We start from the raw sequence: 14,910 nt of genomic DNA, 5'->3' as shown, positions 1-14,910 counted from the left end.
CCGGGGGCGCGCCTCGCCCGACGGTCCACCCCACGCAGGCCTCGTCCGCTCCGGCCACACCGGTAAGCGATCCGGCGTGCGCGCGTCCACGAGGACGGAGCTTCTCCCGCTGTTCCTGCAGCTGTGCCGGGCCCGCGCGTTCGAGGACGCCCTCGCCGCCCTCTGGCGCGAGGGGCGCATCTCGGGCGAGCTGCACCTCGGGCTCGGCGAGGAGGCGGTCGCGGCGGGAGTCGCGGGGCACCTCCGCCCCGGGGACGCGCTGGCCCTGGACCACCGCGGGACGCCGTTCCTCACGGTCATCGGCGTCGACCTCGTGGCCGTGCTGAAGGAGCTGCTCGGACGTCCCGACGGCCTCTGCGGCGGTCGCGCGGGCCACATGCACCTCATGTCGCGGGCGCACCTCGCGGCCGCCTCGGGCATCGTCGGCGCCGCCGCCCCGCTCGGCGCGGGGTTCGCCCTCGCCGCGCGGACGCTGCGGAGCGGGTCCGTGGCGGTCGCGACGTTCGGCGACGGCGCGATGAACCAGGGCATGGTGCTCGAGACGCTGAACCTCGCCGCGGCGTGGGCGCTGCCGCTCGTCCTCGTCTGCAAGGACAACGGGTGGGCCATCACGACGCGGTCCGCCGCGGTCACCGGCGGCGAGCTGCGGGCGCGGGCGGCGGCGTTCGGGCTCCCCGTCGCCGACGTCGACGGCGGCGACGTCGAGGCGGTGGAGCGCGCCGCGGGCGACGCGCTCGAGCGGGCGCGGCACGGGAAGGGCCCGACGTTCCTGCTCGCGCGCGTCACCCGGCTGGAGGGACACTTCGCGGGCGACGCGCTGGTGCGGACCGCGCGCGCGCCGGCCGGAGAGGGCCGGGCGGTCCTGTCCAACGTCGTCGCGGGCGCGCTCCACCGCGGCGGCGCCGGAGCCGGCGCCCGGGTCGCGAGCGTGCTGCACCTCATGGACCTGCTCCGGCGCGCGCGCGCCGAGCGCCGCGACGGCCGGGACGATCCCGTCGAGCGGGCCCGGCGACGGCTGCCGGCGGAAGCGGCGGCGGACGCCGAGGCGCGGGCGCTCGCCGAGATCCGCGAGGCGGTGTCGGCGGCGGGAGGGGCGTGATGGCCCGCCTGAGGTTCGGGGAGGCGATCGACGCGGCGGTCGCGGCGGAGATGGCGCGCGACCCGCGCGTGGTGGTGATCGGGGAGGACGTCCACCTGCTCCGCGCGCCGCTCTACGCCCGGTTCGGCGCGGAGCGCGTCCTCGCGGCGCCGATCAGCGAGGCGGCGTTCGTCGGCGCCGCGGTCGGCGCCGCGATGGCAGGGCTCCGGCCCGTCGTGGAGCTGATGCTCGTCGACTTCCTCGGATCCTGCCTCGACGCCGTGCTGAACCAGATGGCGAAGATCGAGGCCTTCTCCGGCGGCGGCTGGACCTGCCCGCTCGTGGTCCGCGCGACCTGCGGCGGCGGCTACGGGGACGGCGGCCAGCACGAGCAGGCGCTCTGGGGCCTCCTGTCCGGCATCCCCGGCCTCACGGTCGTGGTCCCGTCCACACCGGCCGACGCCGCGGGGCTCCTCACGGCGGCGATCCGCCACGACGGGCCGGTCTTCTTCCTCGAGCACAAGCTGCTCTCCGAGTCCTGGCTCGAGTACCTGGGCCGCGGCGGTCGCGACACGGTGACGTTCGACGTCCCGGCGGACGGCGCCGAGGGCGAGGTCGACCCGGGCATCGCGATCCCCATCGGCCGCGCCGCGATCCGCCGCACCGGCGGCGATCTCACCATCGTCTCGCTCGCCGTGGGCGTGCACCGCGCGCTGGCCGCCGCCGACGTCCTCGCGAAGGACGGCCTCGCCTGCGAGGTCCTGGATCTGCGGACCACGCGGCCCCTGGATCGGGCCGCGGTCGCCGCGTCCGTCGCGCGCACGGGGCGCCTCCTCGTCGTCGACGAGGACTACCGCGAGGCCGGGCTGTCCGGAGAGCTCGCCGCCGTGGCGCTCGAGGCCGGCCTCGCGCCGCGGTTCGGCCGCGTCTGCGTCGAGGACACCCTGCCCTACGCGCGACCGCTCGAGGACGCGGCGCTCCCGGGCGTGGCCCGCATCGTGGCGGCGGCGCGGCGGCTCGTGGCCTGACGGTCGGGGCGGCCGGACGCGGCGCGCGCCTCAGTGCCGGCGGGCTTCGTCGATCGCGTTCTGGCGCGCCGAGGCGCGGGCTCGGATCTTCCGGAACTCCGCCTCGAGCTCCTCGAGCTCGTCGTCCGTCGCGTGCTCCAGGTCCGCGAACGTGTTCCTGGCGCGCCGCTGGGCGCGGACGAGCTCGTCGAGCTTCAGGTGCAGCGCCCGCGTCTCCCGGGTCTGCGTCGCCTGGATGAGGAAGACCATGAGGAACGTGACGACGGTCGTCCCGGTGTTGATGACGAGCTGCCAGCTGTCGCTGAACCGGAACAGCGGCCCGGAGACGCCCCAGACGACCACGACCATCAGCGCCAGGAGGAACGCGTGCGGCGTCCCCGTCACGTCGGAGACCGCGTAGGCGAAGCGCTGGAAACGATCCTTCACCTCGGGATCTTAAGCACCGGGGAGCGATCGCCGCGTGGGATGCCGGCGCCTTCGCCCGCCGGCCCGCCCGGCCGACGCGCGGCCGGGCGAGCGCTCACCGCCCGATGGGCGAGACGGGCGCGTTCCAGGCGTCGATCCGCCACCGCAGCAGCAGCTCGACGTGCCCCCACCCGCCGCGGGCGGCGTCGACCGGGTTCGCGAGCTGCGGCGGCGTGTAGTCGAGGTGGATGCCGGTCCCGGCCAGCAGCCACCCCGCCGTCGCGAGCGGCGCGAGCGGCTCGAGGCGTGCGCGGTCGAGCAGCCTCAGGGCCGGCTCGGCGCGCTTGTCGGTCACCGGCGCCCGAAGGTCGAACCCGGGCACCGCCACGCGCGGCTGGCAGACGTCCGCGAGACACGGCGGGGGCACGGAGCGCTCCGGGGACCGCAGGAACGACGCATCCAGGGCGGCCGGAGCGACGTCGGACAGCGCAGGCCGGATCGCGAGCCGCAGGTCCGCCGGAGGCGCGGGGACCGCGTCCGCCGGTTCGCCGCCCGCCGGCGGCGCGACCGCGAGCAGGGCCAGGATGGGGAGCCAGCCGGTCACGTCCGAGGCACACTAGTGCATCGGCGGATGGCGGTTCAACGCCCGGCTTGGCGGAGGGACGCCCGCTCGGAAGGCGCAGGCCGTCAGCGGCGGTATCCGTACCCGCCCCGGTCCACCGCCGCGACCTTCCCGTTCTCGAGCGTCACGATCGAGATGAACCGCTGCGGCCCCGCGTCGTAGGTCCAGACCTCCACCTCGACCGTGACGAACGCGGTGGCGGTCCCGCCCGAGGGCCCGTCGATCGGCACCGGCCGCTTCTCGCGGCGCGTGTCCTTCGTGGTGGGCTCGCCGCACCGGGCGAGCACGTCGAGCTTCAGGTCGCCGGGCCGGACCCGCGACGTGTCACAGAAGCCCGGCGCGGTGCGCGTGGTCCCCACGCGCGCGGGCTCGTACCCGTACCCACCTCGCTCGATCAGCATGACCTTGCCGGCCTCGAGCGTGACCGTCATGAGGAAGCGACCCGGGCCGAAGTTGTAGGTCCACTGCTCGACGATCGCCGAGACCGAGGCTCCGGTGACCGCGGGCGGCTGCCCCGAGACCACGATGGCCGACGTGGACGCCGGGCGCGCCTCGCGGAGCGCCGGCTCACCGCACTTCCCGAGCAGGTCGACCCTGGTGTCGCCGACCGCGACGATTCCGCCGTCGCACGAGAGAGAGGACTCGGACGCGACGGCACGCTGCGGCCCCAGGATGGCGCACAGCGCGACGATGGAGCCGGCCAGGACGAGCGTGCGAGTGCGGGCGAGCATGATTCCTCCTGCGCGTCCACACGGACGCGCGTCCTCACGCTAGCACGGACGGCGAACTTCGGCCCGCGTCAGCGGGGCGCGGACGACGCCCGGACGAGCCGCTCCACGGAGTACGTCTTCCACCCGTCGCCCGTGTCGGATTCCCACGTCGCGACGAGGGCGTCCGGCCCGTCGCGCGTGATCGTCTCCCGGACCGGCGTGGCTCGCCCGCCCGCGCGCGCGACGCCCTCGAGGACGAGCTGGTCGCCGCGCCAGCCGCTCGAGAAGAGCGTCGCCCAGGTCCCCTGGTTGTCGAACACGACGCGGAGGATCCGGCCCGTCTCCGGATCGCGCCCCCAGAGGTCGCGCACCTCGAGGCCGAGGTCGGGCGCGTTCGCCTCGCCGGCGAGCCACGCGCCGCCGAGCACCGGGGCGAGGCGGTAACGGAACGTGAAAGTCTTCCCCGTCGACGGCTCGCGGGAGGTCGCGGTCCAGTCGCCCGCGAGGTCCCGCACCGCCGAGACGCCGGGCGGCAGGGCGGCGACCCCGGGGGGCGCCGGCGGCCGCGGATCGCGCGCAGGGGTGCCGCCGGCGTGCGCGCAGGCGAGCGCGCCGGCGGCGAGGAGAGCGGCGCCGAGACGCATGGTCCCCGGATATCGGGACCACCGCGCGCCGGCGCGGTCCTTCCGGGCGCGACACGGCTCCGGCGGACCGGGCGGGGGGCCGGAGGCGGAAATCCGGGCGCGCCGCTCCGGTCGGCGTTGCGCCGACCGCACCGGCCGCCATGTTCGAGGGAGGCGCTGCGGGCTCGACGACGGCGGGCGACCGGCCCACCGCCCGCCCGGACGGCGCACGAGAGGAACGCGCGTGACCGACATCCCCTGGAAGAAGATCTGCTGCCCCGTCGACCTGTCCGAGGAGTCGCGCGCCGCTCTCCGCGTCGCCGCGGATCTCTCACGGCGCTTCGGCGCGGAGCTCACGCTCGTCCACGTGGACGAGGGCGGTGCCGCCGGGAACGGCGAGCTGGCGCGCTGGAAGCGCGAGGCCGAGACCACCGGCGCCGCGCGCGTCGCCGCGGAGGAGACGACGGGAGACCCCCAGACCGCGATCGCGGATTACGCGAACGCGCGAGGGTTCGACCTCGTCGTCATGGGGACGCACGGCCGGACCGGTCGCGCGCACGCGCTCGTCGGCTCGGTCGCGGAGAGCACGGTTCGCCAGGCGCGCTGCCCGGTGATGGTCGTGCACGCCGAGTGGGGCGGGCTGCCCCGCTAGCGCCCCGGGCGCCTCAGAACCGCCACGGCTCGCTCGCGCGGAGCGCGGCCACGATGGCGCGCGTCGAGGTCGAGCGGTTCAGCGTGTAGAAGTGCACGCCGGGCGCGCCGCGCCGGACGAGATCGGCGGACTGGATCGTCGCGTACGCGACGCCCAGCTCCCGGGCGGCGTCCGGATCGTTCCGGCGCACCTCCATCGCGGCCCGGAGCGCGGGCGGGATGGCGGCGCCGCACATCGCCGTGAACCGCTCGACCTGCTCCACGTTCGTGAACGGCATGAGGCCGGGCAGGATCGGGACGCCGATGCCGGCCGCCCGGGCGCGGTCGACGAAGCGGAAGTAGTGGACGTTGTCGAAGAAGAGCTGGGTGACGAGGAAGTCCGCGCCGGCGTCGACCTTCACCTTCAGGTTACGCACGTCCTGGCCGAGGTCACGGGTCTCGGGGTGACCCTCCGGGTAGGCGGCGGCGCCGACGCAGAAGCGCCAGCGCTTGGGCTCGGACCGGATGAACGCGACGAGCTCGCTCGCGTACCGGAAGCCGTCCGGGTGCGGCACGAACCCGGGCTGGCCGCGCGGCGGATCCCCGCGGAGGGCGAGGACGTTCTGCACGCCGGCCGCGGCGACCTCGTCGAGCACGGACGCGATGTCGTCCCGGGACGCCCCCACGCAGGTCACGTGGGCCATCGCCTCGACCTCGCTCTCGCGCTTCAGCCGCTTCACGAGCTCGACCGTCTTGGCCCGGGTGGAGCCGCCGGCGCCGTAGGTCACCGACACGTAGGCCGGCCCGAGCGGGCGCAGCGCCTCCACGGTCTCGAACAGCGCGCGCTCGCCGTCCTCCGTCTTGGGCGGGAAGAACTCGAACGAGAAGATGGGCTCGCCCCGCTCGCGGGCGAAGCGCAGGAGATCGATGATCCGCACGACGGCCGAGACTATCCCCTCCCCGCCCCCGCGCGCCAGTTCCCGCGGCGGTCCCGGCGCGCCGCGCCCCGGAGGGCGCGCGGTTGACACGGCGGCAGGGCCGGGTGAATCACTACGGCGCATGGCGACACACCGCTACATCACCCCCGAGGGCTTCCGCCGGATCGCCGCGGAGCACGCGCGGATCTGGACGGTGGAGCGCCCCCGGATCGTGGCGGAGGTCGAGGCCGCCGCGGCCCTGGGCGACCGGAGCGAGAACGCCGAGTACATCTACGGGAAGCGGAAGCTGCGCGAGCTCGACCGTCGCCTGCGCTTTCTCTCGGAGCGGATGGACGCGCTCACGGTCGTGGATCCGAAGCCTCACCCGGCGGGCCGCGCCTTCTTCGGCGCGTGGGTGACGGTCGAGGTCGACGAGGGCGACGCGCGCACGTACCGCCTCGTCGGCCCGGACGAGTTCGACGTGGAGAAGGGGCTCATCAGCGTGGACGCGCCGCTCGGCCGCGCGCTCCTCGGGAAGCGCGAGGGGGACACGGTGACCGTGCAGAGGCCCGCCGGAGCGGTCGAGCTCACCATCGTCGAGATCACCTGGGAGGCGCCGTGAGCGTCGCCGACCGCGCCGCGCTCCGCGCCCGGATCGAGCGCTTCGCGCGCGAGCACCCGGGCTCGATCCTGTTCGACGGCGAGCGCCTCCTCGACGTCGCCTCGGGGAAGACGCTGCCCCTCGATCTCGGCCGCGTGTCCGGCATCGAGGAGCGCCGCGATCAGGACACGGGCCGGCCCTACCTCGCGCTCGCGCGCGAGGACGGCATCGAGGTCGCGCTCGCGGACCAGGGGATCGCCTTTCCGCCCGTCACCGCGGGGACCGGACCGCTCGACGGCCTGCCGCGGGCCGTGTGCCTGCGCGACCTCCAGGGCGCCGAGGGTCGGCTCACGCACTTCCTCCTCGAGCACCCCGGCGAGAAGCCCGAGCGGCTGCACGTCTCGACGTTCCTGTTCTGCCTCGCGGTCGTCGATGGCGCGCGGGCGGCGGGGTTCGACGTGTCGCGCGAGGAGCGGCGGCTCGAGGCCATCCTCAACGAGCTCGAGGCGCGCCGGCGCGGATAGCAGGCGGGCTGCACTCCCCCTCCAGGACACACGCCCCAACCTTGTGCGCGTGGACCGCGCGCACCGCACGCGGCGCGCCCGCCGGGCCGCCCGTCTCGCAGATGCCGCCGCGCTCGCGATGCGCGGCGTGCTCCGCCCGCTCGCGCGCCAGGGGCGGTTCGCCCAGGCCCCGGCGCGCGGCCGCCGCCTGATCGTCATCCAGCTCGACGGCGTCTCCCGGGCCCGCCTCGAGCGCGCGCTCGCGGACGGCCTCATGCCGGCGCTCGCCGCCCGGCTCGCGGCCGGAGGGCACGTGCTCTCCTCCTGCCGCAGCGGGGCGCCGGCGTCGACGCCGGCGTTCCAGGCCGGCCTCTTCTACGGCGTGTCCCCGAGCGTCCCGGGGTTCGTCTGGTTCGACCGGCGGACCGGCCGCGAGATCCGGATGGACCGCACCGCCGACGCGGCGGCGATGGAGGAGCGGCTGGCGCGTCGCTCGCCGGGCCTGTTCCGCGGCGGCACCACCTACTTCTCGATCTTCTCGGGCGGCGCCGCCCGTCCCCGCTTCTGCCTGTCGGGGCTCGCGGGCGACGGGGACCCGGAGCTCGCCTGGCTCGGCGACCGGCTCGGCACCCTGGACGTGGTCGCGTCCGCCGTCACGCACGGCGTCACCCTCGCGCGCGCGGCGCTGCGCTTCGCCGGGGAGGCCGGCGCCGCGATCGTCGACGGGGTGCGCTGGGCGGCGGCGCTCGGGCGCCTGAAGCACGAGCCGCGCTTCCTCGTGCACCGGCTCCTGCTCGCGGCGCTGCTGCGGGAGCTGGCGCTGCAGGGGATCCTGCTCGACGTCTCCCGCGGCATCCCGGCGATCTACGCGGACTTCCTCTCGTTCGACGAGCACGCGCACCGGCGCGGACCGGACTCGCGCGGCGCGCTCCGGAACCTGGCGGCGGCGGACGCCGCCCTCGCCGCGATCTTCTCCGCAGCGGACGCCGTCCCGGAGCTCGCGTACGACGTGTACGTCCTGTCGGACCACGGCCACGTCCCGACGCGGCCGTTCGAGGCGCTCGCCGGGATGCCCCTCCCCGAGTTCGTCGCCCGGGCCGCCCGCGGGGAGCAGGTGCCGCGGAGCGCCCACCGCGCGTCGCCGAACCGCGGCCTCCTCGGCGGGAGGGCGCTCGGCGGCGAGGGCGGCGGGGGCGTCGCGACGGCCGAGGCCGGCGACCTCGCCCACGTGTACTTCCTCAGCGAGGACGGGCCGCTGCCGCTCGACGCCGTCCGCGCGCGGTACTGGCGCGTGCTCGCCGCGCTCGCCGCGAACCCCGCGATCGGGATCGTCGCCGCGCGCGGCGGCCGCCGCGGGTTCGCCCTCGTCCGCGGGGCGGTGCTCGATCTCGCCGATCCGCTGGACGTGGCCCGGCTGCCGCACCCGGACCCGCCGCTCCTCGCGACGTACCTCGCCGATCTGGTCTCGGTGCGCGAGTCGGGGGACCTCGTCGTGCTCGGGTGGCGCGGCCCGGGGCGCGAGGTCGTCGCGTACGCCTGGGAGTTCGGCTCGCACGGGGGCGTCGCGCCCGAGGAGCTGCAGAGCTTCGTCGTCCACCCGGCCGCGTGCCGGTTCCCCTTCGAGCGCGTCGTCCGCCCGTCCGAGCTGCACCGCTTCTTCGAGCGCGCCTACCGCGGGCGCGCGGTGCTGCCCCTGCGCGCCGTCGACGGGGAGGACGCCGACCGCGAGGCCCCGTCGCCATGAGCCTCCGCGTGATGAGCTGGAACGTGCACGGGCTCCGCGGCGCCGACGGCCGCGTCGACGCGGAGCGGATCGCGCGCGTCATCCAGGAGGTCGGGCCCGACGTGGCGGGCCTCCAGGAGGTCGGCGCGCCGGCCGCGGGCGCCGGCCCCGAGACGGCCGCGGCGACGCTCGCGCGGCTCACCGGGCTCGAGGGCGCCTTCGGCCGGACGATGGAGCACGCGCGCGGCTTCGCGTACGGGAACGCGATCCTGTCGCGCCACCCGATCGTCGCGACCCGCACCTACGACCTGTCCGTCCCCGGTCGCGAGCCGCGCGGCTGCCTGCGGGCCGACGTGGAGCTCCCGGACGCGCTCCTCCACGTCTTCGCCGCGCACCTCGGCCTCCACTGGCGGGAGCGGCGCCGGCAGGTCGCGGCGCTCCTGTCCGCGGACATCCTGCGCGACGCGGCGCTCGCGCACCCGGTCGTGCTCGTCGGCGACTTCAACTCGCTCTCGAACCGCTCCGCGGTCCCGCGCTGGCTCCGGCGCGAGCTCACGGACTGCGCGCTCGCCGCCGGCGACGAGGCGCCCACCTTCCCCGCGCGCTTTCCCCTGCTGCGCCTCGACCACGCCTACGTCGGCGGCGCGCTCCGCGTCGTCGGGTGCGACGTCGTCCGGACGCCGCTCGCCCGCCGGGCGTCCGACCACCTGCCGCTCGTCGTGGAGGTGGAGCTCACGCCCGCCGCGCGGCGCCCGCCCGCTCCGCGGCCGCTCGAGGCGCCGGGCGTGTCCACGACGGTGGGCGCAGCACCGGCCCGCCCGCCGGGGTCTCGATCGCGCCCCGGCTGATGCGCAGCGTAACGGCTGGCGCGAGATCGCGACCGGGCGGAGGGAACATCACATGGCGATGAGCTGGAAGGCGATGAAGGCGATGGTGGATCGCGACGACCTCTTGAAGCGCGTCGGGCTCGAGACGCACACGCCGACGAGCGACTTCTTCACGGGCCTCGGCCTGTTCTCCATCGGCGTCCTCGTGGGCGCTGGCCTCGGCCTCCTGTTCGCGCCGAAGCGCGGCGAGGACATGCGGGCGATGATGACGGAGGCGTGGCGGACGCGGGCCGCGGGCCGCTCGACGGGCCCGGACTACCAGGCGATGGGGGCGGAGACCGCGATGCCGTCCACGTCGACCGTCGGGCACTAGGAGGCGTCGCGATCGGGCGCGGCGGGCGCCTCCTCTGCCGCGAGGGCCGCGAGCCGCGCCCAGAGCGCGTCGGAGCCGGTCCCCTCGATGGCCGAGAACGGCACCGCCTCGCCGCGCCCGAGGCCGAGCGATCGCTCGACGGCCTGGAGCGCGGCGGCCCGCCGGGCCTTCGGCAGCTTGTCCATCTTGGTCGCGGCCACGACGAGGCGGCGCCCGGCCGACTGGAGGAACGCCGCGGCGTCCTCGTCGCCCTCCGTCGGCGGGTGGCGCGCGTCGACGATGAGCACGACCGCGCGGAGCACGTCGCGCTCGCGCAGGTAGTCCTCGATCATCGCCGCCCAGCGGTCGCGCTCGGCCTTCGAGACCTTCGCGTACCCGTAGCCGGGCAGATCGCAGAGCCGGAGCGGCCGCGGCCGCGCGGCGGGCGTCGGCCGGAACGACACGTCGAAGAACTGCAGCGCGCGCGTGCGACCCGGAGTCGCCGAGACGCGCGCGAGCCCCTTCCGCCGCGTGAGGGCGTTCAGCATCGACGACTTCCCCACGTTCGAACGGCCGACGAACGCGACCTCGGGGACCGGGCCGCGCGGCCACTCGTCGGGGCGCGTCGCGGTCTTGTGGAACTCTGCGGAGACGACCTGGATGGCCACGGGGCTCCTATCGGCCGGCGGGGTGCGCGGGCCGTGCGGGGACGGGAGGCGGCTTCGCTTCGCCCTGGCGGTGCGCCGGCCGTGGCGGCTCCGCCGCGGGCTCCCGGCCGTGGGCGATGAGCGGGAGCTTCCGAGCGTAGTCGAACTTCTCGAGGCTCGGGGTCGAATCGGTGTGGCAGGCGAGGCAGCGCTTCTCGCCGGGGTCCGCGAGCCCCACCGCGCGCGAGAGCTCCGGGTCCCGCATCACGTACCGCGCGGCGTACATGCGCCCCGGGCCGTGGCAGCTCTCGCACGACACGCCGGAGAGGCCGTCGTCCAGGTCCGGCGCGTGGCAGGACAGGCACCGCGGATCCTTGCGGCTCCGCTCGGGCAGGCTCTCGAGCGCGCGCGCGTGCGGCGACGCGTGCCAGGCGTCGAACGCCGACGGGTGGCAGGCGCGGCAGGTCTCCGGACCCACCTTGTCGCCCGCGGCGCGCGCGGCAGCGGAGGCGAGGACGGCGGCGACGGCCAGGGCTCGGACGAGGGATCGGCTCACGGGGCCCGGAGTATAATGCGCCATGCGCCTTCGAACGCTCGCTTTGGTGACCGTCCTCGCGCTCGCGCCCGTCCGCGGCCTCGCCCGGCCGTGGAAGGGCATCACCCCGGGGCAGTCCACGCAGGCGGACGTGGTCGAGAAGTTCGGGGAGCCGAGCACGAAGGCGAAGCGGGGTGCCCGCGTCGTGCTCGCGTACGCCGGCGAGCAGGCCCTCGAGGGGACGAAGCAGGCCCAGTTCCACGTCGACGGCGACGGGACGGTGCAGGAGATCACCGTCTTCATCACCGAGCCGCTCGACGCGGAGACCATCGAGGGCACCTACGGGAAGCCGCCGCAGAAGACCTTCGTCGAGGACACGTTCCAGAAGGTGTGGATCTACCCGCAGCAGGGCGTGACCGTGTACTTCGCGAAGGAGGGCCACGTCGCGGCCTTGTCGTACACGGCCGGCACGCGGCCGAGGAAGACCGCCGCCGCCGAGCCGGGCCATGCCGCCGCCGCCGCTCCCGCCGCGGCGGCCGACCCCGCCGACCGGACCACGCCCCAGCCCGCCGCGCGGTGATCGGCCATGCGCGTCGTCGGCCTGACCGGCGGGATCGCCTCGGGGAAGAGCACTTTCGCGGCCCTCCTCCGCGCGCGGGGCCTGCCCGTGGTCGACGCCGACGCGCTCGCGCGGGAGGTCGTGACGGCGGGTTCGCCCGCCCTCGCCCGGATCGCGGCCGAGTTCGGGCCCGCCGTGCTCGCGCCGGACGGCACGCTCGACCGGCGGCGTCTCGCCGCGCGCGTGTTCGCCGACCCGGAGGCCCGCCGCCGGCTCGAGGCCATCACCCACCCCGCCATCCGCCAGGCGATGGTCGCGGAGACGCTCCGGCTCGCCGCCGAGGGCCACGAGCTCGTGTTCTACGACGCGCCGCTCCTGTTCGAGGTCGGCCTCGACACGGCGCTCGACTCGGTGGTCGTGGTGTTCGCGCCGCGGGAGGTCCAGCGCGAGCGGCTGGTCCGGCGCGACGGCCTCGCGCCCGAGGACGCGGACGCGCGGCTCGCCGCCCAGCTTCCCCTCGACGAGAAGGCGGCCCGGGCCGATTTCGTGGTCGAGAACACCGGCGCTCCCGAGGCGCTGGCCGGAAAGGCGGATCGTCTCGTCGCGGACCTCCGAGCGGGCCGCGGACGCAGGCTTCCCAACGCGGCCCCCGTGCGCTATTGACCCCGACGATGGGGGCGAGCGCGAACGGGCGGGTGCACTTCGTCACCGGCTATCCCGGGTTCATCGGGAAGCGCCTCGTGCGGCGCCTCGTCGAGGACGCGGCGCGCGACGGCGGCCGGCTGTTCCTCCTCGTGCAGCAGAAGAACGCCTCCGCCGCCGCGGAGGACCTCGGCGCGCTCGGCGCCGAGCACGCCGAGATCGTCGAGGGCGACGTCGAGCAGATGCACCTGGGGCTCGCAGGCCGCGAGTGGAAGGCGCTCGCCCGCGACGTCACGGACGTGTGGCACCTCGCGGGCCGGACCGGCCTCGGCGCGACGCTCGCGGAGCTGCGGAGCGTGAACGTCGAGGGGACGCGGAACGTCGTCGAGCTCGCGGCCGCCGCCCGCAGCCTCTCGCGCCTGAACCACTTCTCGACGGCGTACGTCTCCGGGGACCGGGTCGGCGTGATCCTCGAGGACGAGCTCGCGATGGGGCAGCGGTTCCACAACCGCTACGAGGAGACGAAGTACCAGGCCGAGCTCCTCGTCCGGCGGGCGCAGGCGGACCTGCCCGCGACGATCTACCGCCCGAGCATCGTCGTCGGCGACTCGCGGACCGGCGAGATCGACCGGTTCGAGGGGCCCTACGCCCTCGCGATCCTGCTCGTCGCCTCGCCCCTCGCGGTCCCGCTCCCGCTGCCGGGCGACGCCCTCGCGCCGCTGAACGTGGTGCCGGTCAACTTCGTCGTGGACGCGGTGGTCTCGATCGCGGCGAACCCCGCGGGCGCGGGGCGCACCGTCCACGTCGTCGATCCCTCGCCGCTCTCCGCGCGCCGCGTGTACGAGATGATCGCCGCCCACGCCGGCAAGAAGCTGCCCGCGGTGTCCGTGCCGGCGCGCGCGTTCCAGGCGCTCCTGCAGCTCCCGCTCCTGGAGCGGCTCTCGAGGGTCCACGGCCCCGCCATCGAGTACGTGAACCACCTCGCGATCTACAACTGCCGCAACCTCCTCGAGCTGCTCGACGGCACGGGCATCCACTGCCCGCCCATCACGAGCTACCTGGACCGGCTCATCGAGTTCGTCCAGGGGACCTTCGCGAAGCGGCGCGAGGCCGAGCTGGCGCAGCTCGCCGGCGACGCCGACGACCCGCTCGACCCGCGCCCGGGCGGCGCGTGACGCCGCGCGTCGTGCTGCGCGCCCCCGACGCCGACGTCCTCGCCGGGCCCCTGCCCGCGCGCCGGTGTTGTGCTACGTACAACACATGAAACGGCTCCAGGACTTCACCCCGGGCGACACCTTCGAGTCCGTCCGCGAGGTCGATCCCTACCGGCCCATCTACTACGCGGCCGCGTCCGGCGACTTCAACCCGATCCACATCGACGCGCAGGTCGGCCGCGCCGCCGGCTACTCCGGCGTGATCCTCCAGGGGATGTGCACGTTCTCCTGGCTCTCCGACGCGTGCGTCGCGTACCTCGACGATCCCGGGCGGCTCCGGCGCATCCGCGCGCGCTTCACCAAGCCGGTCCAGGTGGGCGACGTCCTCACCTTCCGCGGCCGCTGCCTCGAGGTCGAGGGTCCGCGGGTGAAGGTGGAGGTCTCCGCGACGAACCAGCGGGGAGAGGAAGTGCTGAAGGGCGCGGTGGCCGAGGGCCACGTGGCGGAGGGGTGACCGTGGCGATCGATCGCAAGCACCTGGGCCGCCGCTACGGGCCGTACCGCTTCGCCGTGGGCCTCGAGCACGTGAAGGACTTCGTCGCGGCGACCGGCGGTGGCGTCCCCGGCCGCGTCTTCTCCGCGGACCCCGCGAGCTACCACCCCTGGACCTTCGACGAGGCCGCCGCGGCCGCCTCGCCGCACGGCGGGATCGTCGCGCCCCCGACGTTCGCGACGGCGTTCGCGATCCAGCCCTTCGCGACGGCCTGCTCCGACCCCGCCCTCGAGGTGAACGTCCTCCGGCTCGTCCACGGCGAGCAGGCGTTCGAGTTCGGGGACCCCGTCCGCCCGGGCGACGTCCTCCAGACCACCGGCGAGATCACCCGGATCCAGGAGCGCGGACCGCTGGAGTTCCTCGAGGTGACCACCGAGACCCGCAATCAGCACGGCGCCATCGTGGTGCGCGGCGTCTGGACCGCGATCATCCGGAACTGACGCGCGGCCGGATGCGACGACGCCCCGCCCGCGGCGGACCGCGGCGCGGGGCGTCCGTCTCTCTCGTTCCGTCCCTACGGGATCATCGACCCCATCGACTGGCGGTGGGCGTCGCTGTCCTCGTCGTGGATGAGCCCGAGCACGCGGCCCTCCAGGTCCTTCGTCATCGGCAGGTTGTGCGCCTGCTGGGCGTGACGGCCGGCCTGGTCGAGGATCTCCCGGTCGGAGCTCCCGCGGGCCACGAAGTCGCACTTCATCCCTGCATCACGACAGTGGAAGTCTTTCATCCCATCACCTCCTCGCGCCCTGGCCTAACCGGACGGGGGCGACCGCGGCCACCGGATCGCACCGCCGTGGCGGG

General features: G+C 75.5%; 21 protein-coding genes. 13 read left to right on the top strand and 8 right to left on the bottom strand.

Annotation, left to right across the window (positions count from 1 at the left end):
• Nucleotides 1-76 precede the first annotated feature (76 nt).
• Nucleotides 77-1,099 (top strand): thiamine pyrophosphate-dependent dehydrogenase E1 component subunit alpha, encoded by a 1,023-nt coding sequence (locus tag AMOR_RS24915; RefSeq protein ID WP_248355178.1) that lies wholly within the window; start codon nt 77-79, stop codon nt 1,097-1,099.
• Nucleotides 1,099-2,106 (top strand): alpha-ketoacid dehydrogenase subunit beta, encoded by a 1,008-nt coding sequence (locus AMOR_RS24910; RefSeq protein WP_248355176.1) that lies wholly within the window; start codon nt 1,099-1,101, stop codon nt 2,104-2,106. Before AMOR_RS24915 ends, AMOR_RS24910 begins: the two co-directional genes overlap by 1 nt.
• Before the next feature lie 30 nt (nt 2,107-2,136).
• Here the strand turns inward: AMOR_RS24910 and AMOR_RS24905 are convergent, their stop codons facing one another.
• The 4 genes from AMOR_RS24905 to AMOR_RS24890 all read right to left on the bottom strand — a co-directional run bounded on the left by AMOR_RS24905 (nt 2,137) and on the right by AMOR_RS24890 (nt 4,487).
• On the bottom strand, nt 2,137-2,532 hold the full coding sequence (locus AMOR_RS24905) for a low affinity iron permease family protein (RefSeq protein WP_248355174.1): 396 nt from the start codon (nt 2,530-2,532) through the stop codon (nt 2,137-2,139).
• 94 nt (nt 2,533-2,626) lie between these two features.
• Nucleotides 2,627-3,115 (bottom strand): hypothetical protein, encoded by a 489-nt coding sequence (locus AMOR_RS24900; RefSeq protein ID WP_248355172.1) that lies wholly within the window; start codon nt 3,113-3,115, stop codon nt 2,627-2,629.
• Nucleotides 3,116-3,198: 83 nt separating this feature from the next.
• Nucleotides 3,199-3,864 (bottom strand): DUF2845 domain-containing protein, encoded by a 666-nt coding sequence (locus tag AMOR_RS24895; RefSeq protein ID WP_248355171.1) that lies wholly within the window; start codon nt 3,862-3,864, stop codon nt 3,199-3,201.
• Between the two features lie 68 nt (nt 3,865-3,932).
• Nucleotides 3,933-4,487: a hypothetical protein gene (locus AMOR_RS24890; RefSeq protein WP_248355170.1), complete on the bottom strand. Its 555-nt coding sequence runs from the start codon at nt 4,485-4,487 to the stop codon at nt 3,933-3,935.
• 223 nt (nt 4,488-4,710) lie between these two features.
• Between AMOR_RS24890 and AMOR_RS24885 the strand changes: the two genes are divergently transcribed.
• Nucleotides 4,711-5,118, top strand: a complete 408-nt coding sequence (locus tag AMOR_RS24885; protein WP_248355169.1) for a universal stress protein — start codon at nt 4,711-4,713, stop codon at nt 5,116-5,118.
• Between the two features lie 13 nt (nt 5,119-5,131).
• Here AMOR_RS24885 and metF read toward each other — a convergent pair whose 3' ends face one another.
• The gene (gene metF, locus AMOR_RS24880; RefSeq protein WP_248355168.1) at nt 5,132-6,034 is read right to left on the bottom strand and encodes a methylenetetrahydrofolate reductase [NAD(P)H]; all 903 of its coding nucleotides are present in this window, start codon (nt 6,032-6,034) and stop codon (nt 5,132-5,134) included.
• A gap of 121 nt (nt 6,035-6,155) precedes the next feature.
• Here metF and greB point away from each other — a divergent pair, with 121 nt between their 5' ends.
• The 5 genes from greB to AMOR_RS24855 are packed head-to-tail and all read left to right on the top strand — an operon-like array spanning nt 6,156 to nt 10,040.
• On the top strand, nt 6,156-6,635 hold the full coding sequence (gene greB / locus AMOR_RS24875; protein WP_248355167.1) for a transcription elongation factor GreB: 480 nt from the start codon (nt 6,156-6,158) through the stop codon (nt 6,633-6,635).
• Nucleotides 6,632-7,138: a hypothetical protein gene (locus AMOR_RS24870; protein WP_248355165.1), complete on the top strand. Its 507-nt coding sequence runs from the start codon at nt 6,632-6,634 to the stop codon at nt 7,136-7,138. Before greB ends, AMOR_RS24870 begins: the two co-directional genes overlap by 4 nt.
• A gap of 49 nt (nt 7,139-7,187) precedes the next feature.
• A complete protein-coding gene (locus AMOR_RS24865; protein WP_248355163.1) occupies nt 7,188-8,861 on the top strand; it encodes a gluzincin family metallopeptidase in 1,674 nt (557 codons plus the stop codon).
• On the top strand, nt 8,858-9,688 hold the full coding sequence (locus AMOR_RS24860; RefSeq protein WP_248355162.1) for an endonuclease/exonuclease/phosphatase family protein: 831 nt from the start codon (nt 8,858-8,860) through the stop codon (nt 9,686-9,688). The genes AMOR_RS24865 and AMOR_RS24860 overlap by 4 nt, the downstream gene beginning before the upstream one ends.
• Nucleotides 9,689-9,740: 52 nt before the next feature.
• Nucleotides 9,741-10,040: a YtxH domain-containing protein gene (locus AMOR_RS24855; RefSeq protein WP_248355160.1), complete on the top strand. Its 300-nt coding sequence runs from the start codon at nt 9,741-9,743 to the stop codon at nt 10,038-10,040.
• On the opposite strand, the gene yihA is transcribed toward AMOR_RS24855, so the two are convergent.
• The gene (yihA, locus tag AMOR_RS24850) at nt 10,037-10,687 is read right to left on the bottom strand and encodes a ribosome biogenesis GTP-binding protein YihA/YsxC (protein ID WP_248355159.1); all 651 of its coding nucleotides are present in this window, start codon (nt 10,685-10,687) and stop codon (nt 10,037-10,039) included. The two genes, AMOR_RS24855 and yihA, sit on opposite strands and share 4 nt — an antisense overlap.
• Before the next feature lie 7 nt (nt 10,688-10,694).
• Nucleotides 10,695-11,222, bottom strand: coding sequence for a cytochrome c family protein (locus tag AMOR_RS24845; RefSeq protein ID WP_248355157.1), 528 nt, complete (start codon nt 11,220-11,222; stop codon nt 10,695-10,697).
• 22 nt (nt 11,223-11,244) lie between these two features.
• On the opposite strand from AMOR_RS24845, the gene AMOR_RS24840 reads away from it, so the two are divergent.
• From AMOR_RS24840 to AMOR_RS24820, 5 genes are all read left to right on the top strand, one after another.
• Nucleotides 11,245-11,781 carry a hypothetical protein gene (locus tag AMOR_RS24840; protein ID WP_248355155.1) on the top strand — a complete coding sequence of 179 codons (537 nt, stop codon included), beginning with the start codon at nt 11,245-11,247 and terminating at the stop codon, nt 11,779-11,781.
• Nucleotides 11,782-11,787: 6 nt separating this feature from the next.
• Nucleotides 11,788-12,423, top strand: coding sequence for a dephospho-CoA kinase (gene coaE / locus AMOR_RS24835; protein WP_248355153.1), 636 nt, complete (start codon nt 11,788-11,790; stop codon nt 12,421-12,423).
• An 8-nt stretch (nt 12,424-12,431) separates the two neighbouring features.
• Nucleotides 12,432-13,577: an SDR family oxidoreductase gene (locus AMOR_RS24830; RefSeq protein WP_248355151.1), complete on the top strand. Its 1,146-nt coding sequence runs from the start codon at nt 12,432-12,434 to the stop codon at nt 13,575-13,577.
• Nucleotides 13,578-13,662: 85 nt separating this feature from the next.
• Nucleotides 13,663-14,070, top strand: coding sequence for a MaoC family dehydratase (locus AMOR_RS24825; protein WP_248355150.1), 408 nt, complete (start codon nt 13,663-13,665; stop codon nt 14,068-14,070).
• A 2-nt stretch (nt 14,071-14,072) separates the two neighbouring features.
• The gene (locus AMOR_RS24820; protein ID WP_248355148.1) at nt 14,073-14,549 is read left to right on the top strand and encodes an FAS1-like dehydratase domain-containing protein; all 477 of its coding nucleotides are present in this window, start codon (nt 14,073-14,075) and stop codon (nt 14,547-14,549) included.
• A gap of 74 nt (nt 14,550-14,623) precedes the next feature.
• On the opposite strand, the gene AMOR_RS24815 is transcribed toward AMOR_RS24820, so the two are convergent.
• Entirely contained in the window at nt 14,624-14,836 is a 213-nt protein-coding gene (locus tag AMOR_RS24815; RefSeq protein ID WP_248355146.1) for a DUF1059 domain-containing protein, read from the bottom strand.
• Between the last annotated feature and the right edge of the window lie 74 nt (nt 14,837-14,910).

Source organism: Anaeromyxobacter oryzae (genome assembly GCF_023169945.1).
In the GTDB taxonomy this organism is placed as follows: domain Bacteria; phylum Myxococcota; class Myxococcia; order Myxococcales; family Anaeromyxobacteraceae; genus Anaeromyxobacter; species Anaeromyxobacter oryzae.
Note: the sequence above shows the minus strand (reverse complement) of the source record. Positions and strands in the feature narration are given on the sequence as shown.

What these genes read in the sequence shown, in the direction of transcription:
- AMOR_RS24910 (WP_248355176.1), top strand. Translation starts at nt 1,099, where the DNA reads ATGGCCCGCCTGAGGTTCGGGGAGGCGATCGACGCGGCGGTCGCGGCG.
- AMOR_RS24840 (WP_248355155.1), top strand. Translation starts at nt 11,245, where the DNA reads ATGCGCCTTCGAACGCTCGCTTTGGTGACCGTCCTCGCGCTCGCGCCC.
- AMOR_RS24895 (WP_248355171.1), bottom strand. Translation starts at nt 3,864, where the DNA reads ATGCTCGCCCGCACTCGCACGCTCGTCCTGGCCGGCTCCATCGTCGCG.
- AMOR_RS24825 (WP_248355150.1), top strand. Translation starts at nt 13,663, where the DNA reads ATGAAACGGCTCCAGGACTTCACCCCGGGCGACACCTTCGAGTCCGTC.
- AMOR_RS24830 (WP_248355151.1), top strand. Translation starts at nt 12,432, where the DNA reads ATGGGGGCGAGCGCGAACGGGCGGGTGCACTTCGTCACCGGCTATCCC.
- AMOR_RS24855 (WP_248355160.1), top strand. Translation starts at nt 9,741, where the DNA reads ATGGCGATGAGCTGGAAGGCGATGAAGGCGATGGTGGATCGCGACGAC.
- AMOR_RS24815 (WP_248355146.1), bottom strand. Translation starts at nt 14,836, where the DNA reads ATGAAAGACTTCCACTGTCGTGATGCAGGGATGAAGTGCGACTTCGTG.
- greB (WP_248355167.1), top strand. Translation starts at nt 6,156, where the DNA reads ATGGCGACACACCGCTACATCACCCCCGAGGGCTTCCGCCGGATCGCC.
- coaE (WP_248355153.1), top strand. Translation starts at nt 11,788, where the DNA reads ATGCGCGTCGTCGGCCTGACCGGCGGGATCGCCTCGGGGAAGAGCACT.
- AMOR_RS24890 (WP_248355170.1), bottom strand. Translation starts at nt 4,487, where the DNA reads ATGCGTCTCGGCGCCGCTCTCCTCGCCGCCGGCGCGCTCGCCTGCGCG.
- AMOR_RS24860 (WP_248355162.1), top strand. Translation starts at nt 8,858, where the DNA reads ATGAGCCTCCGCGTGATGAGCTGGAACGTGCACGGGCTCCGCGGCGCC.